Raw genomic sequence first — 21,483 nt, 5'->3', positions numbered from 1 at the left:
TAATAATGCACAAACAAGATTCTAAAAATTGCACAAACAAGATTCTAAAACCGCGTGAGCAAAATTCTAAAATCTACAAACAAAGATTCCAAAACCACGCAAATTATAGAATCTAAAATGTTACATTTTGTGATTTTAGAATCAAAATTCAAAATATTTTTACAATTCCCTTGAAAAAGTCGCATTTTGTGTTATAGAATCTAGGTTTATCAATCAATAAAAGAACGCACAAAATGGAATTTGAAAACGCACTAAAAGCATAATTGAAAAAATTGAGCAGCAAAAGGCTTTGGTGACTACTGAAGAGGCTACAAAAATGACTTTTATTATGCCATTTTTAAGTGCGCTTGGTTACGATGTGTTTAATCCTAGCATAGTCGTGCCTGAATATACCGCTGATATCGGCACTAAAAAGGGCTAAAAGAGCGATTACGCCATATTCAAAGATGGTTCGCCCTTTATTTTAATTGAAGCAAAATCACATAGTGAGAATCTTGATAATCATACAAATCAGCTCATCCGCTATTTTAATACCGCTCCTAGCATAAAGTTTGCCATACTTACAAATGGGATTGAATATCGCTTTTTTACCGATATTGACACGCCAAATGTGATGGATAAGACACCATTTTTAGTCGTTGATTTAGAGAATCTAAAGCCGCGGGATATTAAGGATTTACGCCAGTTTAGCAGCAAAAGTCTTAATTTAGATTCTATAATGAATGTCGCTTTGGAGAAAAAATATCTGCGAAATATAGAATCTATTTTTAAAAGCGAGATTGAAAATCCAAGCGATGAATTTGCCAAATTTTTTGCTACGCAAATAACAGATAAACGAATGACAAGTGCGATAATTGAGCAGTTTAAGGGCTATATCAAAAAGGCGTTTAAAGAAATAATTAATGATTTGGCGTATGAAAAAATCACAAATATTAAAAATGGTTTAAACGAGCAGGTTATGGAATCCGCTGAAGCAAGCGAAGATTCTAATGAAAAAGGCATCGTTACGACTGAAGAAGAATTACAAGGATACTACATAGTACGTGGCATTTTAGGCGATGCAGGGGCAAATCTCAATGATATAGGCTACAAAGATACTCTTAGCTATTTTAATATTTTGTATCAAAATAAGGTGACAAAGTGGATTGTGCGGCTTTATTTTAACACGCCAAAAAAGTCTTTAAGCTTTCCAAATGGCGAATTTATCGCCATCTCACGCCTAGAAGATATTTATAATTTGAAAGATAAAATTATAGAATCTTATAAGGGTAGAATCTAGATTCTATAAGGAGAGAAAATGTTTAGGAAAATTTTGTTGTTTTCTGCTTTTAGCGTAGTGTTAAATGCTGTTGATGTAGATTTGAACGCAATAAATGATATGGTAAAAAGGAGTGAAGATAGGCTAAGTGATATGCAGCTAAGGCGTGAAAATAGTAAAACACAAGAGTGGAGTGAGAAATCTTGCTGTGAATATAAAAAGGTAAATCCTGCAATTTGTGAAAGTGTGAGCTATATGGTTAGCGGGGTAAAAAGTATGCACAAAGCACAAGATTTAATCTATAAATATGATAGCGATGGTAGTATAGAATCTAGCCTGCAAAAGGGCGAAAATTATATCGACAAACTAAATATGAATGATAGCGATAAAAAAGCATATAATTTATACAAACAAAGGTTGCATAATAATCTGCTAAAAGTATGCGAGCTACATAAAAAGCTAAGCCCAACAGATAGAGAATATTTAGAAAACTTAGAATTGCGTTATGACGCACAGCTACTATATATAGAAAGCGAAACAGATGAGCTATGTGATGAAATACCAAAGGCAAAATAGCTTTTTTGTTTAGATTCTAAAGGTTATAGAATCTAGATTGTAAATTATTTAAGATTCTAAAAATATGGAATCTAAACTTTGTTTCTTATAAAATAGTGGTTTTTATATAGAATCTAAATTATGATTGTTTGTAATTTTCTTGTAATTTTGCAGTTATAATTTCGATTGTGGAGCATCGTAATTCCTTTATGGAAATTGAACGGCTTCATAAAGGAAAATAGCTCCTCATAGGAGGTGCTACAATGAAATACCTTGTAATTATACTATTACTTTGTATAATTTTCATTAATTTTATGTATTAAAACGCATAAATTTATAAAAAATGCTTAGTAATAGCTTAAGTGGGCTTGTAATTTTAAGGCTAAATAACGCCAAAAAGATTACAAGTTCCTTTATACAATGTATTTTCTCCTTTTTACTTGCAATATTACAAAAAATCTAGATTCTGTAAATAATAAAATCTTATAGAAACCATTAGGCTCATGACAACTTAAGCTCTTTTGTAATGGGCTTTAAGTTATGATTACGACCTTAGAAAAATGGGTTTATAATACGTTCACGAATTTCGGAGGCTAAATTTAGAGAAATTTTGTGGCATTGTGGCATTTTTGTCTTGATATTGAAGCAGTAAAAATCGCAAAAATTTGCAAAATTTCTAGAAATTCTCTTAACAAAATCTTCAAAGAAATTCGAAAATTAATGGCAAAAGAATGCGAAAAAATTTCACAATTAAAAGGCGAAATTGAAGTGGATGAATCTTACTTTGGACCAAAAAGAGTGAAAGGCAAAAAAGGCAGAGGAGCTAGCAAAAAAACGCCTGTGTTTGTCCTTGCGGAATTTCATGGCATGCTAAAACGCAACGGAAAAGTATATACGCAGATTGTAAAAAATTGTTCTAAGGACGAGCTAATGCCGATAACAACGCAGTTTTCAGCCCTTAAAGATTCTATAATTTATAGTGATACGTGGAAGTCTTATGACGCTTTGGTTGATTATGGAGCGCTAGCGCATTATCGTGTAAAACACAGCCAAAATGAGTTTGTAAATGGTAAAAATCACATAAATGGAATTGAGAATTTTTGGGGTTATGCAAAGCATAGATTAGCAAAATTTAAAGGTATAAAAAAAGAAAATTTTTACTTGCATTTAAAAGAAACAGAAAGCGTAGCTTCTTTAGAAAACGAAGTTTCTTTAGAAAACGAAGTTTCTTTAGAAAAATGAAGGTAAAGATTTGTATAAAATTTTACTGAAATTGATTAGAAAATATAGGCTATAAGTTGTCTTGAGCCAAAGTTATTGCCTTTTCATATGTGTTAATTATTGACTGTGATGGCATCTTTTAATGGTTTAATATTTAAATTTCTAAAAGTTTTTTTATCGTATTTATCCCTATTTTATATTTTTTTAAAATCTGTTATAAAAGATTTTGTATTTATTTTCTGCCGTCTTCTAGCACTTTGAAGTTGCCTGGACTAAAGACATCTAGGACTACGTAAGGTAAGCCTTGTTTGTTTAGTTCGCTCATAAAAAGGTCTGGGTCGTTTTGCTCCATATTCCACACACCACTCCCATGATTAGAATCTATTCCTTGATTTTCCCCACCGCGGGGCATATCTTTATTTAAAGCCACTCGTGCGGCGTTAAAAGATTCTATAGAATCTCCGTTAGATAAAAGCGAAGTGTTTTTAGCACATCCTACGCCCCATTTGTTTTCCACGATTAGCTTCGCGCCTATCATCGCTGGCACGCCTGTGGTATAGCTAACACCTTGCGCATTCACTTCCTTATAGCACTCTTCGTGGTCGCAAATATTATAAATATAAATCGTGCGTAACTTGCCATCTTTATAGCCGCGGATAAAGCAGCCGATATGCGTCTTGCCTTTTGTGCGGGACGCCAAACTTGCAGGGTCTGGCAGCAACGTTTTTAGCACCTCAATAGGCACGATTTTTTTATCCTTATGCAAAACTTCATCAATTCTTAACAAACCGACATTTTCAAGCACTTTCATATGCGTCAAATAACTCTCGCCAAAGGTCATAAAAAAGCGGATTTTACGCAGTCCCTTGATATTTCGCACGATAGATTCTAGCTCCTCGTGGTAAAGCAGGTAGCTATTTTTCACGCCCACTTCGGTGTAGTCCCACTCTTTCATTAACGCAAGGGGTGCTACGTCTCTCCATTCTCCGTTACAATAAGCTTCGTTCTTTAGCGATAAATCGGGGAGATCGCCTTTCGCTTCGTCGATGAACGTCTTAGTTCTATCTCCTTGCTCAAGGCTTCGCAACCCCGATTTCTCATCTAAAGCACTTTGCTTATTCAACTTATTACGCACTTCTTGTGTCCAATGTTTTTCAGCTCGCTCAAACTTACGATATATAGAATCTTCTTGCAAATCAGGGTTAAGTTTAAGATTAGATTCTAAACTCGTGTCCTTTATATTAGCCGCTTCGCTAGTCCAAAATCTCGCTTTAGAGCTTACTTCACGCAGGTTTATTTCTGGATTAAAATTAGTCGCAAAGGCGTATCCGTGGTCGCCTGCATTGCAGTCCAAAATATCAATAGATTCTATAGAATCAAAGTAGTGCTTTTGAGCGTAAGCGCAAAATACATTTGTCACGCCCGGGTCAAAGCCACTGCCAAGCAGTGCAAAAAGCCCAGCCTGCTTGAATCTCGCATCAAACGCCCACTGCTCCTTATACTCAAAATGTGCGGAGTCTGGATGCTCGTAGTTTGCGGTATCTAGGTAGTGCGTGCTAGTTTGCAAGCAGGCGTGCATTATGCTTAAATCTTGGTAGGGCAGGGCGACATTGACTAGGAGTTTTGGCTTGTATTTGTTGATTAGGGCGACTAAATCATCGACATTATCGGCATCGACTTGGTCTATTTCGATTTCGCCTAAGCCTTTTTCGCGAATTGAATCTGCGATTTTTTTGCATTTGTCTAATGTGCGACTTGCTAACACGATACGCGTGAAAGTTTCCCTATTTTTCGCCATTTTATGCGCTACTACGCCGCCTACGCCGCCCGCTCCTATTTGCAATACACACGCCATTTTTGATTCCTTTTTGTAAATAGATTCTGTAATTATATTAGAAATTTGCGGATTTAGTAGGTTTGTGCGTTTTTTTAATTAGTCATTTTTTGGTAATTTTTATTTTTGTTGCTTTTTATAGAATCTAGCCTGTATTTTTACTAAAATTTGTTATAATTTTGCGAATTTATTACAAGGATAAAATTATGGAATCTAAAACTTTAAAGGCTAAAAGTTATGGTTTAGATTCTAAAGATTCTATAGAATCTAAGGGTAATTTTAAGGAGTTAAAAGCCTTTTTAGATTCTCAATATTCTTACTTTAATGTGAAAGATTTTTTGCAAATTCACGCTGACCCCTTGATTGTCGCTCATAAAAATAAGGATTTTAAACACTTTGATGAAATGGCGTTACTTTGTGCGTTGTATGCTTATGGAAATGCTAATTTAATCGTTAAAAACTTAGAAAATATGCCATTTGAGTTTTTGCTAGATTCTAAAAATTCTAACTTTATAGAATCTAGTTTAGAATCTTTTCCATATTATCGTTTTCAAACGCGTCTTGATACAAAAAATGCCTTTAAAATCCTAAAGATTCTAATAAAAAATGGCGGGATTAAAGATATTTTTGTGAATGAATATAAAAAAAACAATAGCGTTATTTGCGGGATTAAAGCCTTGCAAAATGAAATCACAAGCATTATGGAATCTTATAAAATGCAAAGCCCTGGGCTAAAATTTCTCTTTGGCGATAGCAAAAATAACACTTCGCCGCTTAAACGTTATAATATGTTTTTGCGTTGGATGGTGCGCAGCGATAGCCTTGATTTTGGCGTGTGGAGCGATGTTAGCAAAAGCGATTTGCTGCTGCCGCTTGATACGCACACCTTTAATATCACAAAAAAGCTAGGGCTTTGCAGTGTGAAATCTTATAATATGAAAGCGGTGCAAGAAATCACGCAAAACCTTAAAAAATTTGACTTTCAAGACCCAGTTAAATATGACTTCGCCCTTTATCGCATAGGTCAGCTAAATATCGATATTTCTAAGTTTTTAGCATAAAAGTTATGTATTATAGAATCTAGATTCTATTTATCCTTTTGTAGTATCTGCAACTGATTACAAATAAGATAAACAAAGGCAAAAGTAGGCTAATTTCTGGGATAAAGACGGCGTTTGCGTTAAGTTTGGAGAGCGAGAAAAATACGCCCCACACAAGCAAAGATACCACGCTAAAGGTTATTCCTAGCATTGCAAGATTGCCATAGCGAGCAAGCGGCGGGGCGTAATACGCGATAATCACAGCTAGCATTGAGATGAAAAAAGGCACAATTCCTAGTGCATAAATAATGCCACGAGTGCGCTTACTATCGGCATTCTCACTCCATAGAATCTGCAGGGAATAAATCGCATCAAGCAGCGAAACTGAAGGCTTATTCTTATAAAAAGTATCCAAGATTTTGGGCTTAAAACCCTTTAAAATATTCATTTTTTCAAAAGTTTCAACGCTTAGCCCTGCCCCGCCAAGCGTGTATTCCGCAGGGAAAGTAGCCACCACAGGAGCGTGTAAAATCCACTCATTGTTTTCAAAAAACCCTTCATTTGCACGCGTAATAGACACTAGCTTTTTCTCGCCATTATCCGTGTTTAAAGTGTGATAAACCTTGATGCCTTGAGCCTTTTGCAGCAGCGGATACACTTTTTTAAAATAAATATAGTCATTCTCATAACGGATAAATAAATCGCTAGTTATCCCGCCGCTTGTGTTACGCGAAATGATGTTTTCAACGCTTTCTTGCGCGTAGGCAAAATCAGTCGCATTCAAGCCCACGTAGCCACAAATCGACAAGTTTATAAGCAAAAATGGCGGGAAAAAAATCTGCTTTTTTGAGTAGCCAAGCGAGAGCAGCGCGATGTATTGATTGCTCTTAATTAGCGTGATGTAAAAGACGATTAGCCCTAAAAGGAGCGAGAGTGGCAGGACATAGTTAAAGGCATACATTGCGTTGAATGCCAAGAATTGCACCGCGATATTTGCCGAGCCGCTAAGCAAGTCCAAGTGCTGCATAGAATCTACAAGGATGAAAAAAGATTCTAATGCTAGTAAAATCACAAATGTGGGCTTTAAATAGCGCGCCGCCACGAACCAAAAAAACATTTTTACTACTTTGCTCTTTGAGATTAAAGGGAGATTCTATAGTAAAAGTGTGAATGTTTTGCGAATTTATAATTTCACAAAATTTTCTAAAAATTTTAAGCCATCTTTGTGGCTTTTTTCAGGGTGTGGCTGAATGCCAAAAATGTTATCTTTACACACAATGCTAGGGAAACTCACGCCATAATCACAGCTTGCTAAAATGTATTTTTTATCGCACACAGCGTGATAGCTATGCACGAAATATAAAAAAAACTCCTTGCTTAAATCCGTAAAAATAGGACTACTCTGCTCTATTTTATTTAGATTCCAACCGATGTGTGGGATTTTTAGAATCTCGTTTTTAGAATCTATTTTTATAGAATCTTTTGAATCTGCATTTTTGTTAGAAATATTAGAATCTAAATAAATTACATTTTCTGGCTTATTAGATTCTAAGCCAAATTTTATCACCTCACCTTGAATTAATCCCAAGCCTTTAAAGTTACCAAATTCATAACTTTTATCAAACAAAAGTTGCATCCCTAAACAGATTCCTAAGATATATTTCCCACTTTTTGCAAACTCATTTATAGAATCTAAAAAGCCATTTTGAATGATATTTTCCATCGCCACGCCAAACGCACCAACGCCGGGCAGCACGAGCTTATCGCAATCTTTTATGCCCTTAGAATCTTTCAAACGAAGCACATTTAAATTATTAATCTCAAGCGAATTAAACGCACGAATCACATTTGCAATATTCCCCACACCATAATCGATAATTCCAAGATTCAAAACTTTTCCTTAAAATAATATATGATTTGCTTACTCATTTTCACTCAAAATCTTACTCATAGATTCTATAGCAAGACTATTTTTACGCTCATTTATCTTACTTTTTAGATTATCATCGCTCAAAGATTTTTGAAAAAAATCACGCAAATTTACCTGAATATCATCTTCTTCTAACAATATTTCATACATAGCTAAAGTCTCTAATAACCTTTCTAATTCACTTTCCGACAAGCCCCTAGATGAATTAAAAATAATTTCTTTCCACTTACTTACAGGGCTACCAGCAAATATTTCCATGCTATCTAATGGATTTTCCCACATTTTTGCTCCTTTTTATAAAGTTAAGATATTCTCAATGCCCTGTGATTATATCATAAAATATGTCTACATATTTTTTCAAAATATTTTAGTTTAGCTACTTCAAGATATATAACATTTAAAATATATGGTAAAATTCTTGTTTGTATTCTATAATTTAAATTCAAAAAAGTTGGGAAAAATGATATTTTTAAAAGATATTTCTAAGAAAAAGTTGCAGGAATTTGAGAGTTTGGCGCGTGGCATTATGATAGTGCCTAGCAAGGTTTATTATGATTTTAATAGTAGTTTGCAAAAAGATTCTATACTGCAGAGTGCCGTGATTATCGGTATTAACGCGGCGAAACGCACGGCTGATATGTTCCCACTTTGCCATGCTTTAGAGATTTATAACATTGAGATTGACATTACGCCTAGTGATAATATTTTGCGCGCTAGTGAGATTGATAAGGGCGAGTTTTTGCCTAGTTTCAAGCCAAAAAAGTTTAAATTTTCGTCCAAAAAGGCTGAAATGGCTGCGAGTAAAGTAGCCGAAAATAGCCAAAATAGCAATGAAATTATCAGTATTAGCAAATTAAAAGAAGCAAAAAGACGCTTTAATGAGAAAGAGAGTGCGCAAATCCATCATCTAAATCACGCTAAGAAAAGTGCGAATGCAAAATGCGGCTTTATAACCCTTGTGAGTGTGAAAACGCTCTCGCGTGTGCGACCTGATATAGAGGCGCTAAACGCCCTAAACGCCGTGCATCTAAGCCTTATAAATATGCTAAATACGCGAAACGCGGAAGTTATAGAATCTAAGCTTGATATAAGTGAGTAGGGCATGGGCTTTATTTTAAATGTGCTAGTTGGCGTGGTTTGCTTTATTGTTATTTTTTTTATCGGCAGGTTTAATCTTGAAACTGCTTTTTTGTTTGCGTTATTTGTCGCGGTTTTTGCTTTTAAGAAAATGGATTCTAAAGTTATAGAATTTGGTGTTTTAGATTCTAATAATTCTAAGGATTCTAATAGTGTTAAAGATTCTAATGCTGGTTTAGAATCTAGCGGCGTTAAAAGTTCTAAAGATTCTAACTTTTTATCAATTTTATATCAATGTGTAATTGCTACATTTTGCTCTAGTATAATTAATACAAATGAGTGGCAAAAGTTTGTTGTGTTAAGCATTTTGGCGTTAGTTTTTATTAGAATCTATGATTATTTTAAGCCTAGTTTTATAGGAAGATTCTATGATTTTAATAAGTTTCAAAATTCGCAAGTTTTTGTGGGTAAAAATTCAAAAGAATTTATAGAATCTAATTTGCAAGATTCTAAAAATATAGAATCTAAAACAGATTCTAACATTCAAAATAAAAAAACAACTTTGCTTACAAATGCGGCGTTTTATAGAATCTTAAGTGCGATTTTAAATGGAATCTTGAGTGCGATTTCCGCTTTAATCGTCCTAAAATTGCTACAAAATTTCGGCTTAGACAAATATATTTCAACATTTTTAGTATAATTTGCTAAAAAAATACAAAGGATAACCATGCACGGACACAAACACACGGATTTAGAGATTGACATAAAGCCCCAGATTGACTACCCTTGCAAGTGGAGCTATCGCGTTATCGGGCTGCATAAAGACCATGTGAATGCGGCTTTGAAAAATGTTTTTGGCGATAAAAATGTCGAGATTTCGCCCATTGAGCATCACAGCAAAAATCACAAATATGTCGCGATAAATTGCAGTATAAATGTCGAAAATAACGAAGAGCGGCTAAAATATTTTAATGGATTAGTCGAGCAGCAGGGCATTGTGATGGTGATTTAGATTCTAAATATTTCTTGTTTTGCACCCCTAAAATACTCAAAGCTTAGTTATATAACTTAAAAGGATAGAAAGTGACAAAGGGTGAGTTTCGGGCGGAGTGTAAAAGGGAGGCAATTAATTTTACTAAAAGGTTTGAAACTAAAAAGGTTGGTGGAAAGGGGGTGGAAAGGGGGGGTTGTGTGCGGGATGTTTTGGTGCAAAAGCAGATTTTAAAGCTTGTTTTAAGTTATAAAAAGCCAAAAAGTTATAAATATTATAATGGTAAGGATTTGCGATATAGGGAGAATAATTCTAGATTCTATAATATTTTGCTATATAATGCTCTAAATTTTGAAGTTAGTATGAATTATGTTACAAATATGCTACGGCGGATTAAAAAATACAATATTTTTGTGCCAAAAGTGAAAAATTTTGCAATTAATATAGTAAAATTTAGGTTACCTTTGAGTAAAAATAGTTTTAATATTAAAGAGCCAGAAGGTTATAAAAATCATAATAATATAGTTATAAATGTTGCGATTATCCCAGTTTTAGGGGTTTGCGTTGTAAAGGATAAAAGGGTTTTAGATTTTGTAAATTTAGATTCTAAAATAGATTCTAAAAATCGTGCGGATTCTATAAATTTAGATTCTAAAAATGATTTTGCGAAAATGGATTTTATAAAAAAAGATTCTATAAATAACGCAAATTTTGTCAAAACAGATTCTAAAATTTTAGCGAATTTAGATTCTAATAAAGATTACAAAAAAGCTAATTTTATAGAATCTAAGTTAGAAAATTTGCAAGGGTTTAAAGATTTAGATTCTAAAGATTCTAAGTATTTTAAAAGCGAGATTATAGAATCTAATTACCAAAATTCTAAAAAAGTTATAGAATCTAGAATTTCACAAAACTTAGAATCTAAAACGCCAGAATCTAAAATCAAAAAAGATTCTAAAAATATAGAATCTAAATTAGATTCTAAACAAATCGCAACTTTTACTAATCTAAATACTATGAAAAATATAACTTTTAGCAATTTATATTCTATAAATTATAACTACAAAAAGGGAAAAGTTTTTAAAAGAATAGGTTTTGGTAAGGGAATGTATGATAGATTCTATGCTAAAAGCAAGATTAAGCCACAAAGCATATTTGTTAGCCGCGTTAAACAAGCAACAAAAGAGCAAATCTGTGATGCCCACGATATAGAATCTAAGATATATTTGAGTGTGTTTAAGAGAAATTTTAATGATAAAAGTTTCAAAAAATAGAACTTTTTACGATAAAATGTGAGATAAAAAAAGAGACAAAAAAATGAATATGATTGTGATTTATAGCACGCTAAGTGCGATAACAGCGATAATTGCGACACTTTTTTTTATGCGAAAGGTCAGCTATGCCAAGATTCTAAACGATGTGAATAATAGTAACGCAAAAATTAAGGTTTTGGAGAGCGAAATAGACCAGCTACTAAATAATCGCCACAAAAAGCTAAAGGCGCAAGAAGAGGACTTTTTAAGCGATTTAAAGCGGCGAAAAAAAGAGCTAGAATCTAACTTTGAGAGCGACACAAAAGAGCTAAAACGCAAATACAACAACCTGCAAAAAGACCTTGATAGAAAGCTCAAAGAGCGGCAAAAAGAGGCAAATCTAATGCAGGAGGCAAAGGTGCAAATCCTGCGGCAAAAAGAGGAGCAAGATAGAATCTTAGAGCAGTGCAAACTAGAGCGTGAGAATCTAATCGATGCGTTAAGCAACTACACCGCACTCACAAGAGAAGAGGGCAAAAAGCTACTGCTAAATCACTTAGAAGAGGACTTAGCAAAGCAAAAGGCGAGTATGATAAGGCGTTATGAGGCGGAGGCAAAGGCAGAGGCAAAGGGTAAGGCAAACTACATTATAGCACAAGCCACGACACGATTTGCCGGCGAGTTTGCCAGTGAGCGACTAATAAATATGGTGAATTTGCCAAATGATGAGATTAAAGGGCGCATTATAGGTAAGGAAGGGCGTAATATCCGCAGTTTTGAGACTTTGACTGGGGTCAATATCATAATTGATGATACGCCAAATGCGATAATTTTGAGTTCGTTTAATCTGTATCGCCGCGCCATTGCGACTAAGACGCTTGAGATGTTGGTAGAGGATGGGCGCATTCAGCCGGGCAAAATCGAGGAAATTTATGAAAAGGTCAAAAATCAGTTTGAGGAGCAAATCTTAAGCGAGGGAGATTCTATCGTGGCGGATTTGGGGCTAGGCTTTATGCACGATGAGCTTAAAAAGCTAGTGGGGCGTTTGCGTTATCGTGCTAGTTTTGGGCAAAATGCTTTAGGGCATTCGCTAGAAGTATCAAGGATAGCCGGAGTGATTGCAAGTGAGCTAGGCGGCGACTACACTTTAGCAAGGCGTGCAGGGCTACTGCATGACATAGGGAAGGCGCTAACTGATGAGCTAGGGGGAAGCCATGTCGATTTAGGCGTGGAAGTGTGCGAACGATACAACGAGCATCCAGTCGTAATCAACGCGATAAAAGCACATCACGGACACGAAGAGAGCTTGAGTGTGGAGTGTAGCGCGGTATGCACGGCAGATGTACTTAGTGCGGCGCGACCGGGGGCAAGGCATGAAGTGCTAGAAAACTACATAAACCGCGTGCAAGATTTGGAAAAAATCGCAATGGAAAAATTTGGCGTGCGGCAGGCTTACGCGGTGTATGCGGGACGCGAATTGCGCGTAATCGTTAGAGCAGACCTTTTGAATGACTACGAAACTTCAGTTTTGGCGCGTGAAATCGCAAATGATATAAAGGCAAAGCTGCAATATCCAGGCGAAATAAAGGTGAATGTAATCCGCGAACTTAGAGCTGTCCAAATGGCATAGATTTTCTAAATCTATTATTTTAATATTTAACTTTTTTTGGTTTATTTGCAAACACTTTTCCTTATTTCGCGCATTCTTTACACACATTTTTGTTGTCCTTTTTTGTGATTTCATCTTGTGGGACATATTTTCCGCAAGATTCACAAGGGATTAGGTTTGTAGAATTGTTGTTTTTAAACTCATCTCGTTGAAAATAATTGCCACTAAAAATTCCAAAAAATCCATCTTTTTTAGTAGAATTATTATGATTTTGATAACTTTGTGAATTAGATTCTAAATGTTGCGTATTATTTAGATTTTCATTAGAATCTTTTTTAGCAAAAAATCGCTGTCGCTCCAAAATCAAAAACGCAATCCCAACAAGCAAAATAATGTATAAAAATACCATTTTAACGCTCCTTTTTTTATTTTTTAACTTTATTTAAGCAAAGATTCTAAACTTCAAACAAGAATGATATAATACAACTTTTTTATGAATTTATTATGATTTTTAAAGGTATTTTATGGAATCTAGCTTAGAATCTAATCTTTATGATAATCAAATGAGTGTTGAATTGCTGCATTTTACCCCACTTTTTGTGTGTTCGCGCGCCATTCGCACTTGCTGGGATTCACACGCTAAAAGTGACTGCGGGGGCGAGCTTGACCGCGATTTGATACATCGAATCGGCAATATAAATAAGCACAAATCAACGCTAGAGCACCTTTACTATAATTTTGAAATAATAGGAATATCTCGGGCTTGCTTGCAAGAGCTAGCCCGTCACAGAATGGCAAGTCTAAGCGTGAAAAGCACGCGATACACGCTAAAAGAGCTAAAAAATGAGAGCGAATTTATCAATTTAGATTCTATAAAAAAAATTCAAAAAGTTCTAGATTCTATAACTGAATCTACCCTAAAAAATGCCGAAAATTTAAGCCTAGAAAAAATCATAGAATCTAACCTAGATTTTGCCCAAAGCGAAAGCCTTAAAAACGCCTTGAAACGTGCCGCAAAATACATCATTTTAAGCCAAAATGAAAGCGTAAATTTATACAATTTACAAGCCCTAGAAAACCTTAGAATCTTACTGCAAAGTGGTATCAAACAAGACATTGCAAAATACGCCTTGCCAGAGTGCTACAAGAGCCGTCTTGTGTGGAGTATAAACGCGCGAAGCTTGCAAAATTTTTTATCACTAAGAAGCAATAAAAGGGCTTTGCATGAGATTAGAATCTTAGCCCATAACATTTTTAATGCCCTGCCAAATGAGCATAAATATCTATTTTTAGAATTTTTAGAGCCTTTAGATTCTAATATTTCTAATAAAAATATAGAATCTAATTCCCCACAAAAGTCTAAAAAATGAAACTTTTTATAGAAAAAATAAGGGCAAATCCCTACCTAGATTCTAAAAAATTTTTTACTACATTAAATGATGATGATAAGAAAATATTTTTAGATAGCCTTTTTGATATTTTTAAGCAAAAAAGTATCATTTTTTCTAATTTTTTAGAATCTCATCCATATTTTGAAAATTATATAATAAAGCAAGATTTAACCCCTTTTAATCTCGCATTTATCGATGATAGCATTAACGTGATGTATGCGTGTATGCGATGCAAACAGGATTTTTTGCCAAGTGTTATTTTTGAAGATATTATAGATTCTAAAAAAATTATGTGTGTTATATCTTTTGAGCCATTTAGTTCTAATTTTCGTAATAATATTGCCATGAAACTGCGAGAACATTATGCCAAAGAAATTCACTTTTTTATAGCAAGAAAAAGCTTTTTAAGTGAAATAAATAATGTTATACAAATGCAAAAAATGGCTGAAAATAACGAATTAGATGAAAATTTCTTAGAATCTTTGTTTGTTTTAGCACAAAAATTTAACGCAAGTGATATTCATTTAATCCTTGATAAAAACACATCAAATACCCTAAAATACGAGCAAAACGCTACTTGTTTATTTCGCATAAATGGGAATTTATTGCATTTTTTAAATATACATGACAATCTTTTTCATAAACTATCAAAAAAGCTGAAATTACTTTGTAAAATCGATATTAATGATAAGCAAATACCACAAGATGGGCATTTTAAATATGAAAAAATACCAAATTCTAATAAAGAATCTTATTTTAAAAATGATATTAGAATCTCCTTTTTACCCACGCTAAATGGCGAGTCCTTAGTGCTTAGAATCCCTGCAAATAAGCAAAGATTCCATACTTTTAAAAATCTTAATATGATTGAAAATCACCTTAAGTTACTAAAAACTAACTTACTAGCAAAAAGTGGGCTAATAATCATTAGCGGACCGACAAATAGTGCCAAAACTACGCTACTTTACGCTTGTTTGCGACATCTAAATAATGGTAGTAAAAAAATTCTAAGCATCGAAGACCCAATCGAGCAAGAAATAGCAGGAGTAGCACAATCACAAGTGAATAGAAATGAAAATCTAACATTTGCAAATGCCCTAAAATACGTCCTTCGTCAAGATGGCGATGTCATAATGATAGGTGAAATAAGAGATGACGAAACGCTTGATTTAAGCCTAAAAGCAGCCCTTAGCGGACACTTAGTTTTAGCCAGCATTCACGCAAGTGACTGCATTTCTAGCATCTCAAGAATGCTTGATTTAAACGCGCAAAAGGGCTTATTAGAATCTGTGTTAAAATGCGTGATTTCGCAGCGATTGTTAAAAACTTTGTGTCCTTTTTGCAAGGAAAAAATTGATGGAAAATTTGTCGCAAAAGGTTGCAATAAATGTTATTTTCAGGGCTTTGGCGAAAGAAAATTAATACAAGAAATGCTTGATTTTAGAAACACAAATAACGCACTTTTATGCGATTATAACGACTTTAAAGAAATTAGCACAATTTTAGATTCTAAAAACAAAAAGGCATATTTCTCACAATCCCTGCAAGAACAAGCAAACGCACTCTACACACAGGGCATCATCCCTTATGAAGAAACACTGCTGTGAAAGGAAAAATATGGAAAATATAGTAGAAAAAACATTACAAATTTTAGAACAAAATGGCTTAAAAATTAGCGTAGCAGAATCTTGCACAGGCGGATATTTAAGCTATCTTTTAACATCCATAAATGGCGCAAGTAGCGTGTATAAAGGCGGTGTGACAACTTATTGTATAGAATCTAAAATGAAACTTTTAGGCGTAAAAGCTAGCATTTTTGAAACTTTTAGCGTATATTCAAATGAATGCGTGGAAGCGATGGCACGCGGCGTAGCAGGGCTTTTTAACACGCAAATTGCCATTGCCACAAGCGGTCTAGCCACAGATGATACAAGCAGCGATAACTTTTTGAAACTCCCTGCTGGTTTGGTTTTCACCTGCGTTTTAATTAATGAAAAAGCATATTTTTTGAGTAAAAATTATTTGGAAAATTTACAAGATCATAAGATTATAGAAGTTAATACAAGAAATTTAGTACAACAACAAGCTTGTTTAAATTCATTAGATTTTTTACTTCAAAATCTAGATTCTATATTAAAGTAAGCAACAATGAAAAGTTATTTGGATAATTTAAATGATGAGCAAAAAATGGCGTGTGATGCGGCTCTTGGGCATAATCTAGTCATTGCATCTGCTGGGACTGGGAAAACTTCGACTATTGTGGGGCGCATTTGCACATTGCTTAGTCGTGGCATTAAGCCTAGTGAGATTTTGCTTTTGACATTCACAAATAAGGCGTCAAGCGAGATGATTTCGCGTGTGGCAAAGATTTTTGGGAGTGAAATCGCAGGGCAGATTACTGCTGGGACTTTTCATAGCGTGGCGTATAAAACCCTGCGTGAGCGGCAAAAGATTCTATTAAAAAGTCCGCGTGAATTGCGAATTTTATTTAAAAGTGTGTATGAAAAGTTTAGCTTTGCTAGTTTTAATGCTTCTCTTGAATCTAGTGTAGATTCTAAAAATGCTAACTTTATAGAATCTAAAGTTACAGATTATAAAGGTGCGAACTCCCCCTCCCTTGCGGAGGGGGTCGGGGGGTGGGTAAAGACCATCAATAAAGTGGAAAACCAAACTACTCAAATGGATTCTAAAAACGCACAAGATTCTAACAAAGTCAAAGTACCCACCCCCCTAACCCCCCTCCGCAAGGGAGGGAGGAACACCACAACAAAATCTAAAACCAACAAAGTTTCCAAAGAAAACATAGAATCTAGATTCAACACCAACAAAGATTCTAAACAAAATATAGAATCTAGATTCCATACAAAACAAGATTCTAATATTTCACAGAATCTAGATTCCAAAAATCATAATTTTACAGATTCCATAGAATCTAGCGAAAAAGATACACGCAAAAATAAATTGCCTTATGGCTATCAATATTTATACGACACATTTTCACTTTTTCAAAACTCCACCACCACGCAGGATTTCGCAACTTGGCTAAAAGAAAAAAATCCGCACCAAGAGCCTTACATCGACACTTACGAATACATTTTTGATGAATTTACAAAATTGAAACGCGAATATGGCTATGCTGATTACAACGATTTGCTGCTTTTTTTCCGCGAAGAGTTACAAAAAATGAAACTTTCTAATGAAATTAGTTACATCGAAGTGCTTTGCGATGAATATCAAGATACGAACCCCTTGCAAGATTCTATAATCCACGCAATTGCCCCACGTAGCCTATTTTGCGTTGGCGATTATGACCAGAGCATTTATGCCTTTAATGGCGCGGATATTAGCATTATTACGAATTTCACCGCGACTTACAAGGATGCGAAAGTCTTTACGCTTGAGAAAAACTACCGCAGCACGCAGCACATTTTGGACTTGGCAAACAAGGTCATTGAAAATAATCCGCGCATTTACCCTAAAAAACTGCAGGTTGTAAATACGCAAAGTGCGTTTAAGCCACGACTTTTGGAGTATGATGATTTGTATTCTCAATATTCTAGCATAGCAAGAATTATTTTTGATTTACACGAAAAATATAGCATTCAATTTAATGATATGGCGGTAATTTATCGCAATAATAGCAGTGCTGATGGGCTTGAAGCGTCTTTGAAAGCCTTAGGAATTGCTAGCAAAAGAAAGGGCAGCACGAACTTTTTTGATACAAAAGAGATTGAATTTCTGCTTTGTCTTATCAATATTTTGGCAAATTCGCGTGATATGATGAGCTATATCCACGTTTTTTCGCATGCAAAGGGCATAGGAAATAGCATTGCAAAAGAGATTTTTGAAGCACTGAATCTGCTTGGGGCTGGGAATTTGCGTGATGGAATCTTAAAGCCAAATACAAAGATTGAGTGTTATAAAAAGGGTGTGACAAATGCTGGTGTAGGGCTTTTTGGCGATAGTCTTATGAATGATAATAGGTCGCGATTTGATAATATTTTAAGTGATGGTTTTAAATCGCATCCGCTTTTAGCTCACAGTAAAATAAATATAGAATCTGCGATTTTTTTTAATGATTTTTACACGCTTTATACCGATTCTATGGGCATTTCGCAGCCTTCAAATTTGATTGAGAAAATTATAAAAACGCGTCTTTTTAGCAAATTTTTAGAATCTTTATTAAATGAGCGAAGCAAAAATAAGGATGGCAGCATAGATTCTACGCTTTTTGAGAATAAAAAGACGCAGCTTGAGCAACGCCTTGCCATTTTGCATAATTTAAGCAAAAATTACAAGGATTTACGCGGCTTTATCAATGCGATGGTGCTAGGCAGTAGCGAGTTTGGCGAGGGTAGCGGGGTTAATCTTTTGAGTATTCACGCTAGTAAGGGCTTGGAGTTTCGCTGTGTGTTTGTGATTGATTTAATGCAAGGGCGATTCCCAAACCTAAAACTTGTCGCAAAGGGCGGTAGTATCGAAGAAGAACGGCGTTTATTCTATGTCGCCACCACGCGTGCAAAAGAGTATTTATTTCTATCTTTCGCCCATAATGACACGGGAAAAGACATCACTTACACCCCATCAATCTTTCTTTACGAAGCCGGATTGATAATTAAGAAACATTAAATAATTACTGAGAACTAATTTTAATAAAAAATTTAAATTTTTTTAGAATCTTATTCCCTACACTCGCTGCAAACACCTGTAAAAACCGCCGATAAAGAATCTAATTTATATCCGCTCATCGCCTCGCATTCATTCTGTAAATTAGAATAATTTATGTATAAATCTTGCAATTTTCCGCACTTTTCACACATTACATGGACGTGCTTTTGCTGTTTTATTTCATATCGTTGCTTGTAGCCTGGGGCTTTGACCTCGCTTAAGATGTCGCTCTCGCACATAATCGTTACATTTTTATAAATAGTCGTAAGCGAAGTGGATGGATAATTCTCCAAAATATTCTCATAAATGCCCTCAATCGTGGTATGCCCCTTGCTCTCAATCTCGCGCAAAATGGCGAGCCGCTGCGGCGTGACCTTGAGCCGCTTTGCCTTTAGTTCCTTTTCAAAATTCATAACTTTTCCTTAAATAAATATAAATAATTGCGTTTATGATTCTATAATATAATTGTTAAGTAAAAATAATTATTGTGTTTTTTGCGGTAATTTTTGCAAATTTTGTGTATTTTAAGGACATTTTATGGTGATTTTTAGCAGTTTTACAACTGAGCAGAAATTCAAAGAAATTAGTGATTTTAATGAGTGTAATAGCGTTAGTAGCGATGTTTTTATTTTTTTTCGCTTGAGTGATACGCAGAGTTTAGAATCTTATTTTTTGCTGGCTAAAAAGTTGCGTGATAATGAGATAAAGTTCGCTGTTTTGCTAGATTCTAATAATCTTGGGCGGTTTAATTTGCTTAAGACTTCGCTGCTTATGTTTGCTGATTTGGGCGCTAGCTACTTTATGATTGAGCGTGATGATGGCGATTTTATTAAGGGGCGGCATGATGATATGCTTGCGACCTTGCAAAATATCGCAAATTTTTATCTTTTGGATATGAAGATTCTAGCGGTGGTTAGCTCCTATCAGGCGATTGAAGAGCTATCATTTATGCGTATGCCAAATGATTCTATGGATGATAGCGACACGCACATCGGCATTGATGGAATCATTGAAAGGAAAGTATTGTATGGGGGAAATAATTAGATTTTTTGGAATTTTTATTGTTTAATGGCGGACAGGGAGGGATTCGAACCCTCGGTAATCTTGCGACTACGCGTCCTTAGCAGGGACGTGGTTTCAGCCAACTCACCCACCTGTCCAAAATTATCAAAATGAAAAACAATAATTATACAATGTTAAAGTTTAAATATAACTTAAAGTTGTGGAAAATTGTAATTTATTTATGCTGATTGATTGGCAATATTTCTTGTTAATTAGGATGCCTTATATTACACAGTTTTATGTTTTTGGTTTATAACTTTTCACTCTTAATAAAATCCGTTATTTTGTTATATAGAATCTTGTCATTTTTGCCGCGAGATTCTATGCTTAAAGCACGTTTTTTATTCGTGTAGCTAAGCATTTTAGCGATATTTTCTTGTATATCTTTTTTATTATTTTCGCCCAGATTTTCATATTTAGAATCTTGCAAATCAAGTATTTTCCCAGTCTCCACAAGCCGCCAGTAAAGCATATAATCAACGATATTTGCGTTACTCGACAAACTAAAAGTTTTAAGATTTTTTGTAATCATTTGGTTGTTTAACGCCGCCGCCACGCTATCTTTAGCGATTTCGCGCTCTAGCATTTTTGCAGCCACAAGGTTTTTTGGCGTAAAAATCCCATTATTTAGCAGATAATTTAGCGTAATCCCAGCATTTTTATCATTGCGTTTAACACCTTCAAGTAGCGTATCTAACGCCCTTTCACTCCGTCCTGCAAGGCTAAAATACGCGTAAGCCACAAGCAGTTTTTGTGTATCATTAGTCTCTAGCCCATCGCAGAGCAAGGCTTCGCCCATAATCGCACTAGATTCTAAAATATATAACTTTTTAAGATTAAAATTAGTATTTTTGATATTTTCAAGTGAGATTTCATTCGCCATAAATTTTGCAAATTCACTAAAATCCACATCCAGATTCTCACTTATTAACACCTTGCACTCCTTGCAAGTCTCCCCAACATCAAACGCACTCATTTGATAGATAAACGCCAGTGCAAAGGCACTTTTTTTATTTTTGGCAAGGAAAATTATAGAATCTAAATTTTTAAGTTTGCTAACATCATAATGAGTTTGAGCGTCAAAAAAGTATCCATTTTGGCTTTCCACACCGCGAAAATTCACCGCTTTATCAAGCATAGATTCTATCACAGGCTTAATTGCCTGTATCTCGCCTTCAAAATCGCTTTTTGTATAAATGCCAACTTCTTTTAGAATCTTTATTCCCTTTTCTTTTTGCGTTTTATCAAATTTACAAGTATTAGCAAATATGTAATTAATTATCACTAAAAATAATAAAATAAGTAACTTTTTCAAATCTTATACCTTTTTTATGCCGACTTTGTATAAGGTTAATTGTAGTGGAGAAACTTTAAGATTTTTTTAATAATCAAAGTCTAAAAAGTTTATAATGTTACAAAAGTGTTAAAAAATTCTACACTTGGAAATAATAAATGTAAAAAAATTAGCATTTTGAAAATAAAATGCGAATAAAATGATAAAATAAAGATTTTATTTAGAGTATTTTTGGCTATTAAGTTTTGCGATATTTTTTAGCCTTAGTTGTTTGTTAAAAATGTTTTTAGGAATTTTAGA

The 21,483-nt window shown here is 34.5% G+C and carries 20 protein-coding genes, 1 tRNA gene and 4 pseudogenes; 16 read left to right on the top strand and 9 right to left on the bottom strand.

Annotated features, from left to right (window positions below; translation table 11 throughout):
• Positions 1 to 292 precede the first annotated feature (292 nt).
• The 5 genes and pseudogenes from LS64_RS13615 (at position 293) to LS64_RS06690 (ending at position 3,055) form a co-directional block, all read left to right on the top strand.
• A complete protein-coding gene (locus tag LS64_RS13615) occupies positions 293 to 421 on the top strand; it encodes a type I restriction endonuclease (RefSeq protein ID WP_272916624.1) in 129 nt (42 codons plus the stop codon).
• 15 nt (positions 422 to 436) lie between these two features.
• Positions 437 to 550 (top strand): annotated as a pseudogene (locus LS64_RS13215) (type I restriction endonuclease); the annotation flags it as partial.
• A gap of 63 nt (positions 551 to 613) precedes the next feature.
• Complete coding sequence (locus LS64_RS06700) at positions 614 to 1,279, top strand: hypothetical protein (protein WP_237416227.1); 666 nt, start codon at positions 614 to 616, stop codon at positions 1,277 to 1,279.
• Between the two features lie 18 nt (positions 1,280 to 1,297).
• Positions 1,298 to 1,834: a hypothetical protein gene (locus tag LS64_RS06695; RefSeq protein WP_034571623.1), complete on the top strand. Its 537-nt coding sequence runs from the start codon at positions 1,298 to 1,300 to the stop codon at positions 1,832 to 1,834.
• 547 nt (positions 1,835 to 2,381) lie between these two features.
• Positions 2,382 to 3,055 (top strand): annotated as a pseudogene (locus tag LS64_RS06690) (IS1595 family transposase).
• 481 nt (positions 3,056 to 3,536) lie between these two features.
• On the opposite strand, the pseudogene LS64_RS13965 reads toward LS64_RS06690, so the two are convergent.
• Positions 3,537 to 3,986: pseudogene (locus tag LS64_RS13965) on the bottom strand (saccharopine dehydrogenase family protein); the annotation flags it as partial.
• Between the two features lie 306 nt (positions 3,987 to 4,292).
• Positions 4,293 to 4,889: pseudogene (locus LS64_RS13960) on the bottom strand (saccharopine dehydrogenase family protein); the annotation flags it as partial.
• A 185-nt stretch (positions 4,890 to 5,074) separates the two neighbouring features.
• On the opposite strand from LS64_RS13960, the gene LS64_RS06680 reads away from it, so the two are divergent.
• Entirely contained in the window at positions 5,075 to 5,929 is an 855-nt protein-coding gene (locus tag LS64_RS06680; RefSeq protein WP_081948340.1) for a TIGR02757 family protein, read from the top strand.
• 19 nt (positions 5,930 to 5,948) lie between these two features.
• Here LS64_RS06680 and LS64_RS06675 read toward each other — a convergent pair whose 3' ends face one another.
• The 3 genes from LS64_RS06675 to LS64_RS06665 form a co-directional block, all read right to left on the bottom strand.
• Positions 5,949 to 7,025, bottom strand: coding sequence for an LptF/LptG family permease (locus LS64_RS06675; RefSeq protein ID WP_118949134.1), 1,077 nt, complete (start codon positions 7,023 to 7,025; stop codon positions 5,949 to 5,951).
• A gap of 66 nt (positions 7,026 to 7,091) precedes the next feature.
• The gene (gene hisH / locus LS64_RS06670) at positions 7,092 to 7,799 is read right to left on the bottom strand and encodes an imidazole glycerol phosphate synthase subunit HisH (RefSeq protein ID WP_034572413.1); all 708 of its coding nucleotides are present in this window, start codon (positions 7,797 to 7,799) and stop codon (positions 7,092 to 7,094) included.
• Between the two features lie 30 nt (positions 7,800 to 7,829).
• Complete coding sequence (locus LS64_RS06665; RefSeq protein WP_034572410.1) at positions 7,830 to 8,120, bottom strand: DUF2018 family protein; 291 nt, start codon at positions 8,118 to 8,120, stop codon at positions 7,830 to 7,832.
• A gap of 178 nt (positions 8,121 to 8,298) precedes the next feature.
• Between LS64_RS06665 and LS64_RS06660 the strand changes: the two genes are divergently transcribed.
• From LS64_RS06660 to rny, 5 genes are all read left to right on the top strand, one after another.
• Positions 8,299 to 8,937 carry a cyclic pyranopterin monophosphate synthase MoaC gene (locus tag LS64_RS06660; protein ID WP_160659292.1) on the top strand — a complete coding sequence of 213 codons (639 nt, stop codon included), beginning with the start codon at positions 8,299 to 8,301 and terminating at the stop codon, positions 8,935 to 8,937.
• A 3-nt stretch (positions 8,938 to 8,940) separates the two neighbouring features.
• Entirely contained in the window at positions 8,941 to 9,615 is a 675-nt protein-coding gene (locus LS64_RS06655; protein WP_138127285.1) for a hypothetical protein, read from the top strand.
• A gap of 27 nt (positions 9,616 to 9,642) precedes the next feature.
• Positions 9,643 to 9,927, top strand: coding sequence for an HP0495 family protein (locus LS64_RS06650; RefSeq protein WP_034572405.1), 285 nt, complete (start codon positions 9,643 to 9,645; stop codon positions 9,925 to 9,927).
• A 71-nt stretch (positions 9,928 to 9,998) separates the two neighbouring features.
• Positions 9,999 to 11,180: a 5-formyltetrahydrofolate cyclo-ligase gene (locus tag LS64_RS12785; protein ID WP_052062529.1), complete on the top strand. Its 1,182-nt coding sequence runs from the start codon at positions 9,999 to 10,001 to the stop codon at positions 11,178 to 11,180.
• 43 nt (positions 11,181 to 11,223) lie between these two features.
• Positions 11,224 to 12,789 (top strand): ribonuclease Y, encoded by a 1,566-nt coding sequence (rny, locus tag LS64_RS06640; RefSeq protein WP_081948338.1) that lies wholly within the window; start codon positions 11,224 to 11,226, stop codon positions 12,787 to 12,789.
• Between the two features lie 61 nt (positions 12,790 to 12,850).
• Here rny and LS64_RS06635 read toward each other — a convergent pair whose 3' ends face one another.
• Positions 12,851 to 13,177 carry a hypothetical protein gene (locus LS64_RS06635; protein ID WP_034572402.1) on the bottom strand — a complete coding sequence of 109 codons (327 nt, stop codon included), beginning with the start codon at positions 13,175 to 13,177 and terminating at the stop codon, positions 12,851 to 12,853.
• Positions 13,178 to 13,331: 154 nt separating this feature from the next.
• Here LS64_RS06635 and thyX point away from each other — a divergent pair, with 154 nt between their 5' ends.
• Genes thyX through LS64_RS06615 form a run of 4 tightly spaced genes read left to right on the top strand, consistent with a single transcriptional unit; the run spans position 13,332 to position 18,788 of the window.
• A complete protein-coding gene (gene thyX / locus LS64_RS06630) occupies positions 13,332 to 14,138 on the top strand; it encodes an FAD-dependent thymidylate synthase (protein WP_052062773.1) in 807 nt (268 codons plus the stop codon).
• Positions 14,135 to 15,766, top strand: coding sequence for a GspE/PulE family protein (locus LS64_RS06625; RefSeq protein WP_034572400.1), 1,632 nt, complete (start codon positions 14,135 to 14,137; stop codon positions 15,764 to 15,766). Before thyX ends, LS64_RS06625 begins: the two co-directional genes overlap by 4 nt.
• A 10-nt stretch (positions 15,767 to 15,776) precedes the next feature.
• Positions 15,777 to 16,301 (top strand): CinA family protein, encoded by a 525-nt coding sequence (locus LS64_RS06620; protein WP_052062528.1) that lies wholly within the window; start codon positions 15,777 to 15,779, stop codon positions 16,299 to 16,301.
• A 6-nt stretch (positions 16,302 to 16,307) separates the two neighbouring features.
• Positions 16,308 to 18,788, top strand: a complete 2,481-nt coding sequence (locus tag LS64_RS06615; protein ID WP_052062527.1) for an ATP-dependent helicase — start codon at positions 16,308 to 16,310, stop codon at positions 18,786 to 18,788.
• A gap of 50 nt (positions 18,789 to 18,838) precedes the next feature.
• Here the strand turns inward: LS64_RS06615 and LS64_RS06610 are convergent, their stop codons facing one another.
• A complete protein-coding gene (locus LS64_RS06610) occupies positions 18,839 to 19,240 on the bottom strand; it encodes a Fur family transcriptional regulator (RefSeq protein WP_034572398.1) in 402 nt (133 codons plus the stop codon).
• 124 nt (positions 19,241 to 19,364) lie between these two features.
• On the opposite strand from LS64_RS06610, the gene LS64_RS06605 reads away from it, so the two are divergent.
• Positions 19,365 to 19,871: a hypothetical protein gene (locus tag LS64_RS06605; protein WP_034572395.1), complete on the top strand. Its 507-nt coding sequence runs from the start codon at positions 19,365 to 19,367 to the stop codon at positions 19,869 to 19,871.
• A gap of 25 nt (positions 19,872 to 19,896) precedes the next feature.
• Here the strand turns inward: LS64_RS06605 and LS64_RS06600 are convergent.
• Positions 19,897 to 19,987, bottom strand: a tRNA-Ser gene (locus LS64_RS06600).
• A gap of 152 nt (positions 19,988 to 20,139) precedes the next feature.
• Positions 20,140 to 21,204, bottom strand: coding sequence for a hypothetical protein (locus LS64_RS06595; protein ID WP_034572392.1), 1,065 nt, complete (start codon positions 21,202 to 21,204; stop codon positions 20,140 to 20,142).
• Between the last annotated feature and the right edge of the window lie 279 nt (positions 21,205 to 21,483).

The organism is Helicobacter saguini (genome assembly GCF_000762875.2).
GTDB lineage: Bacteria > Campylobacterota > Campylobacteria > Campylobacterales > Helicobacteraceae > Helicobacter_A > Helicobacter_A saguini.
Note: the sequence above shows the minus strand (reverse complement) of the source record. Positions and strands in the feature narration are given on the sequence as shown.